This window comes from Sphingobacterium sp. UBA5670, from assembly GCF_002420705.1.
Taxonomy (GTDB): domain Bacteria; phylum Bacteroidota; class Bacteroidia; order Sphingobacteriales; family Sphingobacteriaceae; genus Sphingobacterium.
The window spans coordinates 190,233-210,310 of the sequence record NZ_DIIM01000013.1; the positions used below are offsets into that span (position 1 = coordinate 190,233).

Sequence of the window (20,078 nt, forward strand, 5' to 3'; positions counted from 1 at the left end):
TTTAAGAATCAATCTTGTATCTTGTTTAACCGGAGCCTTGGTAAGTTGCTTGTTATTGTCCACTCATAAAATAGTAGATCAGATAAAATACGATCAATACACATACTGCGATAATGAGCGTGCGCTTAATATTTCGGCCAGCGGGTTCATCATCTTTTTCTTCGACAGCTACATTCGGTAATTTTTCCTCCTGTTTTTGATCGCTATGTTCGGGGATATCATATTTATTTTCCATCGTTCAAATTGTTTGTTGTTATGGATAGAACAGCGCTGGGTGACAAATCGTTGAATCTGACTTATTTTTATTTCTATGAAAGTACGTTTTTGGTGCTGAGCAGGTGATGTCAACAAATAAAACGGGAAAAGGATTGCGTTTTTTCGAGTATTTGCATACATTGCAGCTACATTTAACGCGATAAACCTAAACAACCTGTAAACGCTGTGTTTACATATAATTGCGTTGAACGAAGTCTATAATAAATAATTGAGCACTAAATGAAAAGAAGAACTCTTATCGGAACATTGGTAGCTGGATGTATGATGTTGGCAGTGAGTCCAACATTTGCACAACAAAAAGCTGCAAAAAAGGAAATTGGTCTACAGTTATATTCTGTACGTGAAGAAATAGGGAAAAATCCAAATTTCGACCAGATTCTACAAAAGATCTCAGCATTGGGGTATACAGGAGTGGAAGCCGCTGGATACAAAGATGGTAAATTATATAACTTGAGCCCACAGGAGTTTAAGGCAAAAGTAGAAAAGGCTGGGATGAAAGTGATTTCATCACACGCGACGAAAACATTATCGGAACAAGAGCTTGCCTCTGGAGATTTTACTGAATCGCTAAAATGGTGGGATGAATGTATTGCTACGCACAAAGCTGCGGGAATGAAATACATCGTTACGCCTTGGATGGATGTGCCCAAAACACTGAAAGATCTAGAAACACAATGCCGTTATCTGGATGCGGTGGGAGCCAAATGCCGCCAGCAAGGAATCGTATACGGTTATCACAACCACTCACACGAGTTTAGAAAAGTCGAAGATAAAGTGATGTACGATTATATGATAGAGCATACAAATCCCGAGAATGTATTTTTCGAGATGGACGTCTATTGGGCGGTGATGGGACAGGTAAGTCCAGTTGACTATTTCAATAAATATTCCGGCAGATTTAAAGCTTTACATATAAAAGATCACCGTGAAATTGGTCAAAGTGGTATGGTCGGTTTTGATGCAATCTTTAACAATTCAAAAGCTGCGGGATTACAATATATTTTTGTTGAGCTGGAAGAAACTCATAACGATATTTATACGGGTTTACAACAAAGTATCGATTATTTGAAAAAGGCTTCTTTTGTAAAGGCAAGCTACTTAAAATAGCCAGAAATCGGGAGAAAATTGACCCTGTTGAGACAATTCTCCGTTTGATAGATTTATTATTTTTCGGTAACTTGAATGTAATAAAAACGGATTTTTTATTGAATTAAATCAGACCATATGAAACGGATTATTGTTGCCACAGACTATGCTGAAGAGGCTGAACATGCCTTAAAGTTTATTATGGAGGTTTTTGAAGGAAAAGAATATGAGCTTGTCTTGTTTTCTCTTCAGAATCCTTCCATTCATGCGATGAACGCTCGACTTTCTCCCGATTCTATGTTCAAAATATTTGAACATCAAAGTAAGGTTTTACGACGTAAAGCCGAGGCGATTACGGCCGAACGTGGTGTTTTGACTATTCCATATCTTGCTGCGGGTCTGTTTTATGATCAGATTACGAAATGTATCCAAGAGACAAATGCGGATTTACTGGTTATGGGAATGGCCAAACGCTCCTTTGATCAAGATATGCTCGGCAATACCACGACGGCGGCTATCAGTAAATTAAAAATACCAATCCTTTCAGTTCCTCTAGGTGCAAAATTCACTGGTTTGGAACATATTCTATTTGCCTGTGATATTGTTCGCGGCGTGCAAAAAGAAGTTCTTGAAAAAGTAAAAGATTTTGCCGCTGAGTTCGGTGCGGTACTGGAGGTGCTCAACATTCGTAAAACAGTGGAGCAACTGAATGAGGAGAAGGGAAAAGAAACGCGGGAAGCGATCAACGACGTGATGGGAATCGTAAGTTATTATTACAAAAATGTCACATCTAATGAGGTCGTGAAAGCCATCCGGGACGAGGTCAGGGAAAGTAGTACAGATCTCCTGGTGATGATTCCCTATAAGTATGGTTTTTGGAGCTCATTGACCCACCGTAGCAAAACGCGTATGATGGCGTCGGGGCTGGATGTTCCCTTACTGACAATTTCGATCTGATTCTTTTTTACCATAAAATCCCAGTTGAGCTAAGATCCACTGGGATTTATTTTTTTGTTGCTCTTATTGAAATAGGGGGAGTATCTTATCCCAAATTTGCTGATAGGCTTTATTGTCCCGGACGATTCCCTTATCTTCATCATAATAATTAGGTGCGTCAAAGCTTCCTCCTTTACGCTTTTCTATTGAAAATATATTTAGAACTATTTTTGATCTTTTAGCTTGTAAAGGGCTGATCAGGAAGTTGAAAATTAATTTTTCACCTTCTTTATTGCTTAGAAAATTATTGTTTTCTAAATATGTGCTGGTTTGAATAAATCCGGAAGGTCGATCGAGCTGTACAATAAAATAACCACCATCCTGAAGCACTTGTGTTATCTTGCTGTATGCAGAATCACTTGCGATAGGGATAGTTTTGGTGCGCTCTGGGTTTTGTGCCAACAGGGGGCTGGAAAAGAAGAATACATAAGCAATCAGCATTAAGGAGAATTGGATTAAATGTTTCATATTACCGAATTAAAATCTTAACTTGTGAATACTTTAATTTAGCAATTTTATTTTTGATGGCAGGTAATTAGATTGTCACGCTGTTATTTAATCCGTATACCTAATATTTTTAGACTACGTTCTTCCTGATCTAAGGTTGCTATATTGGGTAAGTTTGCCCATTCCTCGAAACCCATTTTTTCAAATAATGCAATACTAGGCAGATTGTGTGCAAAGATAAATCCCAATAAGGTATGGACGCCTAAATCTGGAGCTTTATCAATGCAGTGCTGGAGAATCTGTTTACCCAGACCCCGGCCTCGTTGCTGTTCGTCCAAATAGATACTAATTTCTACTGTTGCATCATAAGCTGGACGGCCATAGAACGATTGAAAACTTACCCAACCAAGAGCTTGGTTATTTTCATCTTCTATCAGCCACAGGGGTCTTTTCGAAGTGTTATGTTCGTCAAACCATTTTTGTCTACTGGCAACAGATACTGGTGCAGTGTCTGCAGTAACCATGCGGGAGGCTATGGTAGAGTTGTATATTTCTACGATGCGTGGTAAATCTTGTTGTGTGGCGTCACGAAATTTTAATTGATTCATGGTCTGTACTGTTTAATTGTTATTTGCTGTTTGTTTTGGCTCTAATGCCCAAGCTAAAAATCCATTCATAACCTCGTTCCAATGTGGCTTGCTGTAATCGGGCCGGCCATCGTTCTGAACTTCAAAATAATTGTGCTCCTGATTAAAATATCGTTTAATAGTCAGGTTGTCTTTGTGATTTCTTATAAAATAAAGAGGCACTAAATCATTTAATTCAGATACAATATCTTCTGTACCGAAGACGAGATAGATGGGTTTATTAAAGCTCAATAGGTCGTCAATAGCAGGTTGTGAAAATGACTTCCAGGAACGTAGATTAGGATTGTTTTTTAATTTTTCTGGATTGTTGGCATCTTGATAAAAGGCATAGGTTTGTTCAATTTTTTGAGAGGCTTGTTGCCAGGAAATTTTTCCTTTTTGTACATCGCGTTTAGCTTGTCGTATATCTTGGTCTATTCGTCCAAACAAATTCGTTCCTGATAGGCCCAGTTTGCTTATTTTTTTATACCTATTTGCTAGTTTGGCCGCTACATGCCCACCTTGGGAATGGCCAAATACAACTAATTGTGATTTATCGACCCAAGGTTGTCCGCTAAGATAATCTAATACTGCGACGGCTCGGTTTACATAATTATCTAGATAGTCTGCCTTTTGATAAGCTATACTCGGGATATTTTTATCTTTTGAGTCACCATAATACCAATAAGAGTCATTAAGCTGAGATTCATCGACGATAACAGGAGTTTCTGGCATGGAAATCACGACAAGATGATACGACTTAATAATATCATGGTAGTTAAAGTTAGTTAATCCTCCTCCAAAAAGACTTAAACCTTCTTTTTTATAATTAAAGTATAGCGGCAAGGGTAACGATCCCTGACAAAACAAAAATAGGGGCTTTTTACTTTTTGGAGCAGGATCAATGACTAAAAAATCAATTTTACCGTTTGGGTTTCCAAGTTCAAAAAGAGTGGATTCATTATTGATGACGCTAGTATTCTGTCCGAAGATAGTCTGTGGTGTGAATAATAAGCAGATAAAAAGAATGAATTTCATGAAGATCGGCTGTATGTAAATGTGTTTTTGCCAAACTTAGATAAATTGCTTTTGATATGCAATACAATTACACTTCATAAAAAGTAACAATTTATACATGTGTAACATTTCTTGTTGTACTTCTGTCTGGTTTATACGGGAAACTGGGGTAAATTTCATGATTGCTGTGTTTTATGAGTAAAATTTACACTAATTTGAACAATTATTTCACTATATATTGTTGTTTTTTTTCATCTTAGATTATTCAAATAAAGAACCATCAGCCACCGAATTCCGGTCGCCATAAAATCACTAAAAAAACTATCTAAGAAGAATCTGGGGAAGAGGTTGGTTAAGCAGCTACGCTGATAGCTATTTTTTTTACACATAAAACCAATTATGAACGCATTGCAAGCTGTACCTACAATCCGAATCCGTTCAATGGATGTTATGCGTGGTTTCACGCTGTTCCTGATGTTATTTGTCAATGACTTGTTTATACCCGGTGTACCTAGATGGCTGGTTCACACGGAAGCAGATGAGGACGGGATGGGTTTAGCAGACTGGGTATTTCCGGGATTTCTTTTTATGGTTGGTATGGCGGTGCCATATGCTGTTGCGGCCAGGGAAAAGATAGGTTCATCGACAACTGTAATCTTTTTACATGTTCTGTTGAGAACATTGAGTTTGCTGCTGATTGGCGTGTTGATTCTAAATGGTACACGTGTATCTCCTAGTTTGACGGGGATGTCACATCTGTTGTGGCTAGGACTGCTGTATATATTCGTTTTTCTGATTTGGAATCGTTATCCGAAAGATATGCAATATCAATCCATTTATAAGGGGTTGCGTGTAGTCGGCATCATGGGGATTATTTATCTCATATATATTTTCAAAGCGTCGGATGGGAAAGGTTTGGAAGTAGGGTGGTGGGGGATTTTGGGGCTGATTGGTTGGGGATATTTTGCCGCGGCTTCTATTTTCTTATTATGCAGGGGAAGGATAATAGTGCTTGTGTGTGGCTGGTTGTTTTTTTTGGTACTCAATATTCTCAGCCGAACGGAATTTAAAGTTGAATTCCCTGGTATCGGAAGATATTTACAGGTTCTTCTAGCTGGCAATATACCCTGTATTGTGCTGGCCGGAACAATCATCGGTATGCTTATGAAACGATATGCGGCCACTCCGCTGGTATTGTTGCGTTTTTTGCTGGTTATTGGTATGATTTGGCTAGTTACAGGCTTTGTCTTACGTTTTTGGTTTATTTTATCCAAAATCCAAGGTACACCGAGCTGGGCATTGGTCTGTTGTGGGATTAGTGTATTGCTTTTGATCCCGATATATTATTTCATTGATGTGAAAGGCTACCATCGCGGGATAGGATTGTTTGAAGAGGCTGGAAAGAACTCATTGACGACCTATCTTGCACCCGATCTGATCTACTTTGTCTGTTGGGGCTTTCATCTTCCATTGTTCTTTTATAAACAATCGGGACATATGGGCTTAGCTATTGCTGGTTCATTGCTTTGGGCTTTTGCGATGTTGTGGTATGCGATCTTGCTGAAGAAACTACATATTTATCTGAAACTTTAGCGAGCGCCTAAGCATCAAATTTGCATGCTTTAACAATTATATTTTAGGAAGTCCAATATCATCAAAAAACAAACAAAACTGCAAATATGGAATGTAAATTGAAATCAATACTTAGCCAGATCTTCACTGTTCTGTTATTGACTTTATTATTGTACCCTAGTGTAAGTCGTGCACGAGCAAAAAACAAAAAAGTTGTTATTGCCTATGTCACTTCCTGGTCCAAAGTGATGCCCGATCCTGCTTATCTAACCCATATCAATTATGCTTTTGCACATGTCAACGAGAGCTTTGATGGCTTGCGTATAGATAATGAATCCAGGCTGAAGGCCATTACGGATCTTAAGAAAACACATCCACATCTAAAGGTATTGTTGTCTGTTGGCGGCTGGGGAAGCGGTCGGTTTAGCGAAATGGCTGCTGATGAAGTGAAACGGAAAAAATTTGCCAAAGACTGCTTGCGTGTGGTGCGGGAGTTTAATCTTGATGGTATTGATATTGACTGGGAATACCCGACAAATTCTTCTGCCGGGATTTCGTCCTCTTTAGCCGATACCGAAAATTTCACCTTACTCATGCACGATATCCGGAAAGCTATTGGTAAGAAGAAGCTGCTGACCTTGGCTTCGGTTGCGAACGGTAAGTATATCGCCTTTAATAAGATTAAGAAAGAGGTGGATTTTGTAAATATCATGACCTATGATTCGGGGCATCCACCTTATCATCATGCGAGCTTGCACCGTTCACCCTTATCGGGACATACCACTTGTGTGGAGGCCGTGAAGGCCCATGTCGATGGGGGAATGCCTGTTGAAAAATTGGTATTGGGAATTCCATTCTATGGCCGTGGTAATAAGACTGAAGTCAAGGGTTTTATCGATTATAAAGACCTGCTTTCACTTCAGGGATTTGAGCAGAAATGGGACGATGAGGCGAAAGCACATTATCTTGTCAACGATAAAGGGGAGTTTGTGTTGACCTATGAAACACCAGAATCTATTGCCCATAAATGTGACTATGTGCATGCCGCGGGCTTGCTTGGTGCGATGTATTGGGAATATGCAGGGGACACGGAAGCTGGTACTTTACGGGATGCGGTTTATAAAGGCATTTTACAATAAACAAAAAAGCCTAACGTGAGTTAGGCTTTTTTGTTTGTGGAGCTGGAGAGATTCGAACTCTCGTCCAGTCATGGTACTGTATACGCTTTCTACATGTTTAGCTTCTCTTTAATTGTCGGGCGAGGGAAGGTGAGTCGCTTACCTATACCGTACGCCGTAGTTGCTGTTTCTCACAAGTGCTTAGCAACATCACACTTGCCAGTTCTATTGTTCGATGCCCCGAATGTTAAACCAAAGAACAGGATCTAACGGGACAAATAGCTATGTTAAGTCTAACTTAAGCAGCTAAGGCGTAGTTTTCTTCGCCAGTTATAATTCTGAAAGTTCAGATTAAAGTGCTCTACTAACAACGCACTACATGCTTACATAACCGTCTCCATCCTGTCAATTCCGGTCAACCCCAATTATGTGTTACAAAGATACAATTTTTTTGCTTAATCAGCAAGATGTACCGTGTTCTGACTTCATGTCTCGCTATTTGGTTGAAAATAAACGTGATATTTTCGGCGTCAGTCTGGTGAAAGCAGGAGAATAGAGAAGTTCATGATAGTGTGTAACGAGCGATGCATTCAACTAACTGTTTGCACTTAAACGTGTGTGCAGAAAATTTATCTGTGGTCAGCAAAGCTATGGGTAAAAAACGCTGGACGGAAGTCCAGCGTTTTCTTTATTTGATCAATCCGGCCCTTTTTAACAAGGGTTCTACCGAAGGTTCTTGTCCGCGGAAGCGTTTGTAAAGGACCATTGGATGTTCTGTACCACCTTTGGAAAGCACATTGTCCTTAAATTTGGCTGCGATCTCTTTATTGAAGATACCATTCTGTTTGAAGTAATCAAAAGCATCTGCATCCAATACTTCCGCCCATTTATAGCTGTAATAGCCCGAAGAATAACCACCATTGAAAATATGGGAGAAGGCTGTACTCATGGCATTCTCCTTGACATCTGGATAGAGTTTTGTCGAGGCAAACTGTTCTTCTTCGAATGCTTTGAGATCAGAGATTGCGGTTGGGTCCTGTCCATGCCAGCCCATGTCCAATAGACCAAAGCTTAATTGGCGCATTGTCGCCATCCCCTCAAGAAATGAAGCGCTTTCGCGGATTTTTTCGACAAGTTCCATCGGAATTACTTCACCAGTTTCATAGTGCTTGGCAAATAATTCAAGGGCTTGTTTTTCATAGCACCAGTTTTCCATCACCTGACTCGGTAACTCGACAAAATCCCAATATACAGATGTTCCAGATAGTGTAGGATAGGTGCTATCCGCCAACATACCATGCAGGGCATGTCCAAATTCGTGAAATAATGTAGTTACTTCCTGGAACGTCAACAAAGAAGGTTTTGAAGCAGTAGGACGCGTAAAATTGCAGACAATAGAGACATGCGGACGCTCTTGCGTGCCATTTTGAATGTATTGTGGTTTGAACGATGTCATCCATGCTCCATTTCGCTTTCCTTTACGCGGGAAGAAATCGGCATAGAAGATAGCGACTAATTCACCGTTGTCTTTACTGACTTCAAATGTTTGAACTTCTTCGTGGTAAGTATCTATTGTATCGACTTCTTTGAAGTTGATGCCAAATAAGCGATGGGCTACTTCAAATGCGCCTTGTAAGACATTTTCGAGTTTGAAATATGGTTTGAGCTTCTCGTCGTCCAGATTAAAGCGTTCTTGTTTCAGCTTTTCAGCATAATAGGCACCATCCCATTTTTCCAATTGGTCTATGCCATCCAAGTTTTTTGCAAATTGGGATAATTCTGCAAATTCTTGCACTGCCGCTGGTTTTGCTTTTTTCAGTAAGTCATTTAAGAATTCAGTGACTTTGTTTGGATTTTGGGCCATACGTTCGGCAAGAACAAAGTCTGCATGCGTTGCGTAGCCTAATAATTTGGCTCTTTCGAAACGTAGTTTTACAATTTTCAGCACATTATCCACGTTGTTGTGCTCGTTATCCTGAAAAGCTTTTCGGCCTGCGGCGAGGGTAATTTCTTTGCGAAGTTCCCGATTGTCGGCATAAGTGACAAAAGGAAGATAGCTTGGAAAATCCAGGGTAAAGAGCCAGCCTTCTTTTTCGTTGGCTTTAGCCAAAGCTTGTGCAGCTTCTACTGCACCCTCTGGAAGTCCGGAAAGATCTTTTTCGTCGGTTACCAATAGTTGGTAGGCGTTGGTTTCAGCAAGAACATTCTCACCAAATTTCAATTTTAAAAGCGATAGCTCGGCATCTATTTCACGGAGTTTTTCTTTTTGTTCGTCATTCAAAAGTGCACCATTACGTACAAAATCCTTATAGGATTTTTCCAATAAGGTTGTTTGTTCTGCCGTTAATGTCAGTTGATCTTTCTGATCGTATACAGCCTTCACTCGTTTGAAAAGATCGAAATTTAATGTAATATCATTGCCCAATGCAGATAATTTGGGTGCTATATCCTGTGCGATCTTTTCAAGATCGGCGTTGGTTTCGGCGGAATGGAGATTAAAAAAGATATTGGACAAACGATCTAATGTCTGCCCCGAGTAGGACATCGCAGCGATAGTATTGTCGAAAGTTGCCGTTTCGGGATTGTTGACGATCGCATCGACTTCATCTTTTGTCTTCTGAATAGCCTCATCAAATGCGGGAATATAATCTTCGTTTTTTATCTGTGAAAACGGAGCTGTGTCATGCTGCGTTTTAAATTTTTCTGTTAAAATACTCATAGAAGTAAATGTAATAAATATTTATTTCAAGCGATAGCATCTGCTTAAATTATGGAGCTGAGATGATATTTGACCGAATAAGAGTTTAGGCTATGTCGAAAATGTATGGGGAAAATTGGAACTGCATAAAAAAAGAGCCCAGAGGAGCTCTTTTTTATATTTGGATAAGAGATTAGGCTAGTTTTCCTAATGCTTCTTTGATTCTTTTTAAAGCTTCGATCAAACTTTCGTCTGAAGCTGCATAGGACAAGCGGATATAGTTGTCGTTACCGAATGAATCTCCACCTACTGTCGCTACGTGACCAACATTCAATAAGTACAATGCCAAATCAGATGAGTTTTTGATGATATTGCCATCTTGGTCTTTTTTACCAAAGAACGAAGAGATTTCAGGGAAGAAATAGAATGCACCTTCAGGTAGATTTGTTCTTACACCTGGGATTTCAGTCAATAGATCGTATACCAGCTGGCGGCGACGAGCGAAAGCTTCTTTCATTTTATTGACAGACTCCAATCCTTGTTCATAAGCCACGATACCTGCGCGTTGAGAAATTGAACAGGTTCCAGAGGTTGTCTGTCCTTGTAATTTATCATTTGCGGCAGCAATGGTTTTGTTGGCAGCGATATAACCTAAGCGCCATCCAGTCATTGCAAATGCTTTTGAAAAACCATTGATGATGATTACTCTATCTTTGATGCTGTCAAACTGTGCGATGGATTCGTGTTTATCGACAAAGTTGATATGTTCATAGATTTCATCAGATAGAATAAATACCTGTGGATGTTTTTCGAAAACTTTAGCCAATGCGGCTAATTCATCTTTGCTATAAACTGTCCCTGTCGGGTTGTTTGGCGATGAAAACATAAACAATTTGGTTTTTGGTGTAATTGCCGCTTCCAATTGTTCAGGTGTAATCTTAAAATTATTGTCGATTTCAGTATTGATAAAGACTGATTTTCCTTCTGCTAAAACAACCATTTCAGAGTATGATACCCAATATGGTGTTGGGATAATTACTTCATCACCTGGATTGATCAAGGTTAGAATCACATTTGACAGGGATTGTTTTGCACCCGTAGAAACGACAATTTGAGAAATATCATAATCTAAATTGTTTTCTGTCTTCAACTTGTTTACAATTGCCTGGCGTAATTCCGGGTACCCAGGTACCGGCGAATAGCGCGTCCAGTTCTCGTCTAGGGCTTTCTTCGCTGCATCTTTTACATGCTCAGGCGTGTTGAAATCAGGTTCACCTACGCTAAGGCTAATTACATTAACGCCTTTTGCTGCTAATTCGCGGCCCAACTTGGTCATTTTAAGTGTAGCCGATTCGGACAAATTATTTATCCTGTCTGATAAGTATGATGGTGTGCTCATGGTAAGACAAAGATATTACATACGTTGCAAATAATCTTCTTTATTTTTGATAATTTACAAAGAAAAGTGACTCTTTTATTGGGCTTTTTTAATGAAAGGGGTGTTGAAGCGATTTAGCATAGTTATTTCATTGTCTCCTGACTCTGGATGTTCAAAACTAATCGATCTGATTTGCCGTTATATCTTTACCTTTGCGCTCACAAAAATGTTGGCTGGTCATCATTTGGTCATAGAAGGTTTCATATAGAAGATAAGCGTCATGTCAAGACAAAGAAGATTGGTTTTATTATCGCTTTTTACCGGAATAGGTTTGATGATTGTGAAGTTTTTTGCCTACTTCTTAACGGATTCCAGTGCAATATTTACAGATGCAGCGGAAAGTATTGTCAATGTGATCGCTTCGGGTTTTGCATTTTATAGTATTTATCTCTCGGCGCAACCCAAGGATGAGAATCATCCCTACGGTCACGGTAAAGTAGAGTTCTTTTCGGTATTTTTGGAAGGTGGACTTATTTTTATCGCCGGCGCGATTATCCTAGCCAAGGCCTGTTACAATCTATTCTTTCCCGCTGAATTGACACATCTTGAACAAGGGATTTATCTGATAGGTATCACGTCTGTGATCAATTTTGCGGTAGGATTTTATATTATGAAGCGCGGTCGTGCATTAGGATCCATTACGTTGGTGGCAGATGGAAAACATTTACAGGTAGATGCCTATAGTACAATCGGATTGATATTGGGCTTATTGTTGATGAGATTGACAGGTTTTCAATGGATTGATATTGTTATTTCCATCGTATTGGGGCTTTTTATTCTCTTCAACGGTTATAAATTACTTCGCCAATCGATCGGTGGATTGATGGATGAATCGGATACAGCGCTCGTGCAGGATGTGGTTGAAATCTTGGAACGTAATCGAAAGAATGAATGGATTGATGTCCATAATCTTCGTGTACAACGTTACGGAAATGAACTCCATGTAGATTGCCATCTTACACTGCCCAGCTATCTCGATCTCATCCAGGTACACGATGAAATCTCTGCAGTGGATAAAATTGTCAATAAAGAGATGTCGGTGCGGACTGAATTTTTTGTTCATGCTGATCCTTGTCTTCCGCAGTGTTGCCAATATTGTCAGGTCGGCAATTGCCCAATTCGTTCGGAACAATTTCGGGGACGCATTTCTTGGGATACGGAAAATGTTACGCGGAATCAGAAACATTTTTTATATGCGATTGCCGAATAGCGAATGCAGTTTCTTTCGCTACTTAATAGGAATAGTGTCTAGTCTGATTTCTTCGCGTTATAGTAAACTAAAAAAAGCTAGTTTATATAAATATATATAAAAAAAGGTATCTTTGCCTTTTAGCAAAAGAGTTTAAAAATCCTATATGAAGCACATTCGTAATTTCTGTATTATTGCGCATATTGACCATGGCAAAAGTACTTTGGCAGATCGCCTTTTAGAGTATACCAATACCATCAGTCAGCGTGAAGCACAGGCACAATTACTTGATAATATGGATTTGGAACGTGAACGTGGTATTACGATCAAGAGTCACGCCATCCAAATGAATTATAAAAAAGATGGTCAAGAGTATATTCTGAACCTGATCGATACCCCAGGACACGTGGATTTTTCCTATGAGGTTTCACGTTCAATTGCTGCCTGTGAAGGTGCTTTACTGATCGTAGATGCATCTCAAGGTATTCAAGCACAGACTATTTCAAATTTATATCTGGCGTTGGAACATGATCTGGAAATCATTCCGATCCTCAACAAAATGGACCTTCCCGGTGCTATGCCTGAAGAAGTAAAAGATCAGATTGTTGATCTGATCGGTGGTGATCGTGATGCGATTATTCCTGCGTCTGGAAAAACGGGTCTTGGTGTTCCGGATATTTTGGAAGCTATTGTGAAACGTATTCCACACCCAGTGGGTGATCCCGAGGGACCTTTACAAGCCTTGATTTTTGATTCTGTTTTCAACTCTTTCCGTGGTATCATGGCTTATTTTAAAGTTGAAAATGGTGAAATTCGTAAAGGCGACCGCGTGAAATTTGTTGCTACTGGAAAAGAATATTTTGCCGATGAAATTGGTACCCTGAAGTTGAATCAAGTTCCCAAAGAAGTCATTAAGACCGGTGATGTGGGGTATATTATCTCGGGTATCAAGGAAGCACGTGAAGTGAAAGTAGGGGATACCATTACGCATAAAGATCGTCCTTGTTTGGAGGCTATCCAAGGGTTTGAAGAGGTGAAACCGATGGTCTTTGCGGGTATTTATCCTGTAGATACGGAAGATTACGAGGAGTTGCGTGAATCGATGCACCGTTTGCAGCTTAACGATGCTTCTTTGGTATTTGAACCAGAGTCGTCAGCAGCCTTGGGTTTCGGCTTCCGTTGTGGTTTCTTGGGCATGCTCCACATGGAGATCATTCAAGAACGCCTGGAACGCGAATTTGACATGACGGTAATCACGACGGTTCCCAACGTATCCTATAAGGCCTATATGACCAAGGATAAAGAGGAGGTGATCGTGCATAACCCATCTGATCTACCGGATCCAAGTAAATTGGATTCAATCGAAGAGCCTTATATCAAAGCTAATATTATTACGAAATCGGATTTCGTAGGACCAATTATGTCACTTTGTATCCAGAAACGTGGTACGATCATGAATCAGCACTATCTGACTTCAGATCGTGTTGAGTTGGTTTTTGAAATGCCAATGGGTGAGATCGTTTTTGATTTCTACGATAAGCTGAAGACAATTTCTAAAGGCTATGCATCATTTGACTATCATCAAATAGGGTATCGCAAATCAGATCTGGTTAAGTTGGATATCCGATTGAACGATGAACCTGTGGATGCATTGTCTTCGTTGATACACCGGAGCAACGCCTATGATTTTGGTAAAAAGATCTGTGAGAAATTGAAAGAACTATTACCACGTCAACAATTTGAAATTCGTATCCAAGCTTCAATTGGAGCAAAGATCATTGCTCGGGAAACAATTTCAGCTTTACGTAAAGATGTCACGGCGAAATGTTATGGTGGTGATATTTCACGGAAGCGTAAGCTCCTTGAAAAACAGAAAAAGGGTAAGAAACGCATGCGTCAGGTTGGGAACGTAGAGATTCCGCAATCTGCATTTATGGCGGTATTGAAATTAGATTAACAAAATAACATCATATAAAGGAGCTCTTGGGCTCCTTTTAAATACAATAAAATCTCCTAAACATGAATCTATTAGATGGTAAACTAGTTTCCGAAAAAATTAAAGAGCAAATAGCGTTAGATGCGGCTGAATTTACAACACAGACCGGCCGTAAACCTCATCTGGTAGCTATCCTTGTCGGTAATGATGGCGGTAGTGAAACTTATGTGGCTAGCAAAATGCGCAACTGTCAATTGGTCGGCTTTGAATCAACAAACATTCGTTACGACGAAAATATTACTGAGGAAGAATTGATCGCAAAGGTCAAAGAAATCAATCAGGATGAGTCTATTGATGGTTTGATTGTACAACTGCCTTTACCAAAACATATTGATCCGGATAAAGTTACCGAAGCAATTGATTACCGCAAAGATGTAGATGGTTTCCATCCGATCAACCTTGGCCGTATGCAACGTAATCTTCCTTGTTTTATTCCGGCTACTCCTTACGGTATTATGCTGATGCTGGATTATTACAAGATCGATACTGCAGGTAAACACGCTGTAGTGGTTGGAAGAAGTAATATCGTGGGATCGCCAATGAGTATTTTACTTGCGCGCAATTCCAATCCGGGCAACTGTACTGTGACATTAACACATAGCCGTACAAAAGATCTTAAAACAGAGGTTTTGCGTGGTGATATTGTGGTTGCGGCAATCGGTAAGAAAAATTTTGTTACAGCCGACATGGTCAAAGATGGTGCTGTTGTCATCGACGTAGGTATCAATAGAGAAACTTCGACAGAAACTAAATCTGGTTTTAAGCTATATGGGGATGTCGATTTTGAAAACGTTGCTCCTAAGGCATCTTGGATTACACCAGTACCTGGAGGAGTTGGCTTAATGACCATCGTTGGTTTATTGAAAAATACGCTGGAAGCAGCCAAAGGGACAATCTATCCGAAGCAATAATTTTGTCTATTTGGCATAGAAGTTGTAAATTGATATGTGCGTGCTCTCATGGGCCGTTGGAAACTACACTCATAAATCAATTTATAATGAAAAAAATAGCACTTTTAGCAGTCGTAGCAGGAGCATTGGTTATGTCTTCTTGCAACAATTCGGAGAAAAAAGACACTACAGCTACAGATTCGGCACAAACAGTCGGTGAACACGTCGATGCAGCAATCGCAGATTTAAAAAATGCGGAAGAAAATGCTCGTTTGAAAGCGGAACAGGCGAAAAAGGATTTGGATGAAGCTATCGCAAAAGGCGATAAAGCCGCCGAGGAGAAAGCGCGGGTTGCTTCTGAAGAAGCTAATACAGCTTGGGAAAAGACAAAAGATGCATTGCGTAACGCAGGTGAGGATGTAAAAGAAGGATTAAAAGACGCAAAAGATGCGACAGTGGATGCAACGAACACAGCTGTTGATAAAACAAAAGATGCTGCAAAAGATGTTGCTGAAGGCACGAAGAATGTTGCAAATGACGTTGCTTCTGGAACAAAAGAAGCTGCAAAAGATGTAAAAGATGCGTCCAAAAAAGTAGGTGACGATATCAGCCGAAAAGCTAAAAATGTAGGTGAAGCGTTGAAAAACTAGTTAACGTCTTTCATTTAAATATAGGAAAAGGGGCACTTCGATAAAGTGTCCCTTTTCTTTATACAGCAAACTTATCGTGAATCGATTTAATAAGCTTATTGGTAATAATCCCATAATAATTTGGAGAGCTTGCGGGTAAGTACTTCCGCTTCATTCGTTTTGCCCCAGCTTTTGTCCGTATTGTTCTTCGTAAAAATACTGAAAACGTAGTCTCCTTTTGGTGCATTGACCAAAATGACCTCATTGCGGACGTCATCTAAAGAACCTGTTTTTGAAGCTGTTTTGACGTTAGATGGAATTTGGGATAGTCCTCGCTCATCGTAAAACATGTTGCCCATAAAACGATACATCTGATCGGAGGATTTTGCCGATATAACTTTGCCCTGTCGAATTAGTGTAACCAAATCGGCCATTTCTTTTGGTGTAGTCTGTCCCCACCCATATTTTTCCCAGTCTGATTTTCTCCCCTCTGTCTGCGAGTTGACACGTGTGTGGGCCAGTTGAAGATTGGTCATTAGTTGATTGATTGTGCTACCTCCGCCCGCGAGCTTTTGATTCCAAATACTAGTTACATTATCACTATAAGATAGCATAAGCGCAACTAAGGTTTTCAAGTCTACCTGAGTACTATCTTTAAAGAATTGCATCAGTCCAGAACCGCCGTAGCGTTGAGTAGCGCGATAGACCAGTTGCTGATCAAGCTGCAATTCACCATTTTCAATTTTATCAAAGATACCGACTAAAATGGGGATTTTGACAATGCTTGCTGTAGGGAAAATGCTGTCGGCCTGTATATTGACTTCCTTGTTTTTTTTGAGATGGTGTACATAAATTCCAACATCGCCTTGAAAACCCTGAATGAGCTGTTTAATCTGTGATTCGAGTTTTTTATCGGTAGTTGGTTTTTGTCCAAAGGACAGTAATGATAAGAATAGTAACGTAAATGATAGGAATAATTTGCGCATTGTGAAGATATAATATATGTTAATGTGGTGGATAATAGTTATTTTTATTGTTTATAGGGCTTAAGTTATGAAATATCCGTGATTCGTAAATACATTCATCGATGAAAAATAAACTGGATATTCTAACATGGACATTGAAAGACTGATTTTTGATTATGAAATTATTTATGATTTTGATCGGTTGCAAACCGAAAAGTAGACGAACAGAACAGCACGACATTTTTTTTGGTATCGGTAATGAGCTCAAAGATTTTGTCGATTCCATTAAAGATTTTTGGCCAGAGGCTGATGGTAAAATTCACATTGACGCATACCGTATTGTCCAAAAGATTGGGGAATATGAAATTAGGGTTACTGAAAGGATTAATGGAGAGGCTACTGACCCAGAAATGAAGCTATTCTTCGTCAATTTGGGGGGATATAAACCGAACGAATTTGACGAGTTTCATTACAAGGAACTTATCGTCGCATCCAGTTTGGCCAAGGCGACTGAAAAGGCAAAACGTACTGTTTTTTGGAAACATCACAGTTCGGCACATATCGATGATAAGTATGGCTTAGACGTAGATGATATTTATGAAATTGAAGATCTGCTATTGCCAGGTGATAAGGATAAATATAGCATTCAAATTATGCCAAAGATTGGTTTGGAAGAGGATACCATCGCGAATGGATATTTTAAATTGAGTGCACTGTAGTTCAGATCTGCTATTTCTTGTCTTAAACAAAAAAGGCTTCTTTATAAAGAAGCCTTTTTTCTGATAGTGTCTGATCTTATTAGTTGGAAAGAACCTCCAGTTCGCTTTCATTGCTGTTGATGTCTGCGAAGTCATGAAGATTTTGTTTAACTAATATTTTGTTGGTCCTGATGTTGTTTTCTAATGACACTATGTTTTTTGCCGTAAACAAAGTAGATCAATAAGCCTATAGCAAGCCAGACTGCCAAGCGTTCCCAACTTTCAATTGGTAAGGAAGCCATCATTAAAATACAGACTAAAATACCCATGATTGGGACGAAAGGAACCAATGGTGTTTTAAATGGACGTTCCAAGTTAGGATCTGTTTTGCGTAGTACTAAAATACCCACACATACAAGTGTAAAGGCAAATAAAGTACCAATACTTACCATATGGCCAAGGTCTGAAACCGGAACGAAACCTGCGAATATACTGACGAATACCATGAAAATAGCATTGGTTTTCCATGGTGTCTGTCTTTTGGACAGATCTGAAAATATCTTTGGAAGCAAACCATCTTTACTCATCGAATAAAATACACGGCTCTGACCAAGTAGCATGACAAGAATAACAGACGTATATCCAGCAATAATCGTAATAATCAAGGCTGTATTCAGAAAATGATAACCTGTCTTAGCGAAAGCGGTGGCAACTGGTTTTGCATCACCTTTAAACATGGTATAGTTTTCGATACCGGTCATTACGTACGAGAATAAAACATATAAAAGCGTACAGATAATTAATGAACCGATAATACCAATAGGCATGCCTTTTTTCGGGTTTTTAGCTTCTTGAGCAGCGGTACTTACGGCGTCAAAACCAATGAATGCAAAGAACACAACACCAGCTGCACGCAATACACCACTGATACCGAAATGGCCAAAATCATCGCTCTTTAAAAATGCCCAAAAACTTTGCTGTCCGCTTTTGACCATTTCCTCACCCGCATTGGCAGGAATAAAAGGATCGTGGTTTGCTGGATTGATAAAACTCCATCCCAAAGCGATAAAGATTAATACGACACCAACTTTAAGGATAACCAAGATATTGTTTACACGGGAAGATTCCTGTGTGCCTCGCATCAATAATAGCGAAAGTAAACAGACAATAACGATAGCAGGTAAATTGACTACTCCGCCTTCCCAAGGACCCTTTAGTAAGGTATCTGGAAGATGGATATGGAATATCATGAGGAGCTGATTGAAATATTGGGACCAGCTAACCGCTACTGTAGCGCCTGCCAGTGCATATTCTAAAACAAGATCCCATCCAATAATCCAGGCAACAAATTCCCCCATTGTCGCATAGGAATAGGTGTAAGCGCTTCCTGCAACAGGAATCATAGATGCGAATTCGGCATAACAAAGGCCAGCGAAACCACAGCCTACTGCTGCGATAATGAAAGATAGGATAACAGCTGGACCTGCATTTTCAGCAGCGGCAATCCCTGTCAGGGAGAAAAGCCCTGCTCCAATGATGGCCCCAACGCCCAAAGCGATAAGGCCTGAGCTGGACAATGTCCTTTTTAGCGTGTGTTCACCATTTTCATTTGCCTCAGCAATCAGTTGAGGAATCGATTTTTTAAATAGCATAGGATTAATTCTTTACGATTATTTAGCTTTTTAATTGTTTAATTAATGTCAAATATAAATGATCTCAATGAAAAAAGGGAAGATTGCTCCTCCCTTTTTTATAAAATCTGAATCAAATGCCTGTTTGAGTATTAATACGCTGCAGTAAAGCGTTTATTGAGAAATTGTTTATGCTCAATTTCGTCTACTATTGCAACTGCAAGGTCTTCTACCGACAATTTGGAACGTCCTTCCTGATCAAATACTGGCGCGTCTAAGCCTGTACGATATTTTCCTGTGCGGGTTCCCCCAGCATGGGCGTTCATTTCTATCGCTGGACTGAACATGGTCCAGGTCAGCTGATTTTCTTTTCGTATAGTATCCAGATAATCTGCCGCCGCTAAGGCTCCCGGTTTGATTTCTTTCGGAAAATCTGGTGAATCAACCAATCGATTTCCGTCGATCAATAGACTTCCGGCACCACCGATGACAATAAAGCGGTTTACACCTGCATCTTTAACAGCTTGCTGGATCGCCAATGCACCTTTTGTAAAATCCTCGTAAAGATTAGGATTGGTCCAGCCAGCGTTGAAAGCGGAAATGACGATATCAACATCTTTTAAAGCTGCTACTAATTGATGACTATCATTGATGTCTACCTGAATTTTGGTGACTTTTTCGTTAGAAGGAATATTTTCTGTGTGGCGTGCAATCGCAACTACGTCATAATTGCGGTCTGCCAGTTCTTTTACAAGATGAGATCCTACGTAGCCGGTGGATCCAATTACTGCTACTTTCATGTTTTC

Annotated in this window: 18 protein-coding genes and 1 other RNA gene; 9 read left to right on the forward strand and 10 right to left on the reverse strand. The window is 39.7% G+C overall.

Annotated features, from left to right (window positions below; translation table 11 throughout):
• Window positions 1-52 precede the first annotated feature (52 nt).
• Window positions 53-235 (reverse strand): hypothetical protein, encoded by a 183-nt coding sequence (locus tag B3C94_RS11620; protein WP_293903760.1) that lies wholly within the window; start codon window positions 233-235, stop codon window positions 53-55.
• Window positions 236-495: 260 nt separating this feature from the next.
• Between B3C94_RS11620 and B3C94_RS11625 the strand changes: the two genes are divergently transcribed.
• Both B3C94_RS11625 and B3C94_RS11630 read left to right on the forward strand, forming a co-directional pair.
• The gene (locus B3C94_RS11625; protein WP_293903763.1) at window positions 496-1,383 is read left to right on the forward strand and encodes a sugar phosphate isomerase/epimerase family protein; all 888 of its coding nucleotides are present in this window, start codon (window positions 496-498) and stop codon (window positions 1,381-1,383) included.
• Window positions 1,384-1,500: 117 nt separating this feature from the next.
• A complete protein-coding gene (locus B3C94_RS11630) occupies window positions 1,501-2,319 on the forward strand; it encodes a universal stress protein (RefSeq protein WP_293903766.1) in 819 nt (272 codons plus the stop codon).
• Window positions 2,320-2,382: 63 nt separating this feature from the next.
• On the opposite strand, the gene B3C94_RS11635 is transcribed toward B3C94_RS11630, so the two are convergent.
• The 3 genes from B3C94_RS11635 to B3C94_RS11645 all read right to left on the reverse strand — a co-directional run bounded on the left by B3C94_RS11635 (window position 2,383) and on the right by B3C94_RS11645 (window position 4,469).
• Window positions 2,383-2,826, reverse strand: coding sequence for a hypothetical protein (locus B3C94_RS11635; RefSeq protein ID WP_293903769.1), 444 nt, complete (start codon window positions 2,824-2,826; stop codon window positions 2,383-2,385).
• Between the two features lie 83 nt (window positions 2,827-2,909).
• The gene (locus B3C94_RS11640; protein ID WP_293903772.1) at window positions 2,910-3,413 is read right to left on the reverse strand and encodes a GNAT family N-acetyltransferase; all 504 of its coding nucleotides are present in this window, start codon (window positions 3,411-3,413) and stop codon (window positions 2,910-2,912) included.
• A gap of 12 nt (window positions 3,414-3,425) precedes the next feature.
• Window positions 3,426-4,469 (reverse strand): prolyl oligopeptidase family serine peptidase, encoded by a 1,044-nt coding sequence (locus tag B3C94_RS11645; RefSeq protein WP_293903775.1) that lies wholly within the window; start codon window positions 4,467-4,469, stop codon window positions 3,426-3,428.
• A gap of 378 nt (window positions 4,470-4,847) precedes the next feature.
• On the opposite strand from B3C94_RS11645, the gene B3C94_RS11650 reads away from it, so the two are divergent.
• A complete protein-coding gene (locus B3C94_RS11650) occupies window positions 4,848-6,041 on the forward strand; it encodes a DUF5009 domain-containing protein (protein ID WP_293903778.1) in 1,194 nt (397 codons plus the stop codon).
• An 86-nt stretch (window positions 6,042-6,127) separates the two neighbouring features.
• Window positions 6,128-7,159, forward strand: a complete 1,032-nt coding sequence (locus tag B3C94_RS11655) for a glycoside hydrolase family 18 protein (RefSeq protein WP_293903781.1) — start codon at window positions 6,128-6,130, stop codon at window positions 7,157-7,159.
• 34 nt (window positions 7,160-7,193) lie between these two features.
• Here B3C94_RS11655 and ssrA read toward each other — a convergent pair.
• From ssrA to B3C94_RS11670, 3 genes are all read right to left on the reverse strand, one after another.
• Window positions 7,194-7,561: a transfer-messenger RNA gene (ssrA, locus tag B3C94_RS11660) on the reverse strand.
• 265 nt (window positions 7,562-7,826) lie between these two features.
• Window positions 7,827-9,857 (reverse strand): M3 family metallopeptidase, encoded by a 2,031-nt coding sequence (locus tag B3C94_RS11665; RefSeq protein WP_293903783.1) that lies wholly within the window; start codon window positions 9,855-9,857, stop codon window positions 7,827-7,829.
• 172 nt (window positions 9,858-10,029) lie between these two features.
• Window positions 10,030-11,235 carry a pyridoxal phosphate-dependent aminotransferase gene (locus B3C94_RS11670; RefSeq protein WP_293903785.1) on the reverse strand — a complete coding sequence of 402 codons (1,206 nt, stop codon included), beginning with the start codon at window positions 11,233-11,235 and terminating at the stop codon, window positions 10,030-10,032.
• Window positions 11,236-11,494: 259 nt separating this feature from the next.
• Between B3C94_RS11670 and B3C94_RS11675 the strand changes: the two genes are divergently transcribed.
• From B3C94_RS11675 to B3C94_RS11690, 4 genes are all read left to right on the forward strand, one after another.
• Entirely contained in the window at window positions 11,495-12,484 is a 990-nt protein-coding gene (locus B3C94_RS11675; protein WP_293903787.1) for a cation diffusion facilitator family transporter, read from the forward strand.
• A gap of 145 nt (window positions 12,485-12,629) precedes the next feature.
• On the forward strand, window positions 12,630-14,420 hold the full coding sequence (gene lepA, locus B3C94_RS11680) for a translation elongation factor 4 (RefSeq protein WP_293903790.1): 1,791 nt from the start codon (window positions 12,630-12,632) through the stop codon (window positions 14,418-14,420).
• Between the two features lie 62 nt (window positions 14,421-14,482).
• Window positions 14,483-15,370, forward strand: a complete 888-nt coding sequence (locus B3C94_RS11685; RefSeq protein WP_293903793.1) for a bifunctional 5,10-methylenetetrahydrofolate dehydrogenase/5,10-methenyltetrahydrofolate cyclohydrolase — start codon at window positions 14,483-14,485, stop codon at window positions 15,368-15,370.
• An 86-nt stretch (window positions 15,371-15,456) separates the two neighbouring features.
• Complete coding sequence (locus B3C94_RS11690; RefSeq protein ID WP_293903796.1) at window positions 15,457-15,999, forward strand: hypothetical protein; 543 nt, start codon at window positions 15,457-15,459, stop codon at window positions 15,997-15,999.
• Window positions 16,000-16,094: 95 nt separating this feature from the next.
• Here the strand turns inward: B3C94_RS11690 and B3C94_RS11695 are convergent, their stop codons facing one another.
• On the reverse strand, window positions 16,095-16,964 hold the full coding sequence (locus B3C94_RS11695; protein WP_293903799.1) for a serine hydrolase: 870 nt from the start codon (window positions 16,962-16,964) through the stop codon (window positions 16,095-16,097).
• Window positions 16,965-17,119: 155 nt separating this feature from the next.
• Here B3C94_RS11695 and B3C94_RS11700 point away from each other — a divergent pair, with 155 nt between their 5' ends.
• A complete protein-coding gene (locus tag B3C94_RS11700; protein WP_293903801.1) occupies window positions 17,120-17,662 on the forward strand; it encodes a DUF1543 domain-containing protein in 543 nt (180 codons plus the stop codon).
• A 146-nt stretch (window positions 17,663-17,808) separates the two neighbouring features.
• On the opposite strand, the gene B3C94_RS11705 is transcribed toward B3C94_RS11700, so the two are convergent.
• Window positions 17,809-19,293, reverse strand: a complete 1,485-nt coding sequence (locus tag B3C94_RS11705) for an amino acid permease (RefSeq protein WP_293903803.1) — start codon at window positions 19,291-19,293, stop codon at window positions 17,809-17,811.
• Between the two features lie 131 nt (window positions 19,294-19,424).
• Window positions 19,425-20,072, reverse strand: a complete 648-nt coding sequence (locus B3C94_RS11710) for an NAD(P)-dependent oxidoreductase (RefSeq protein WP_293903805.1) — start codon at window positions 20,070-20,072, stop codon at window positions 19,425-19,427.
• Between the last annotated feature and the right edge of the window lie 6 nt (window positions 20,073-20,078).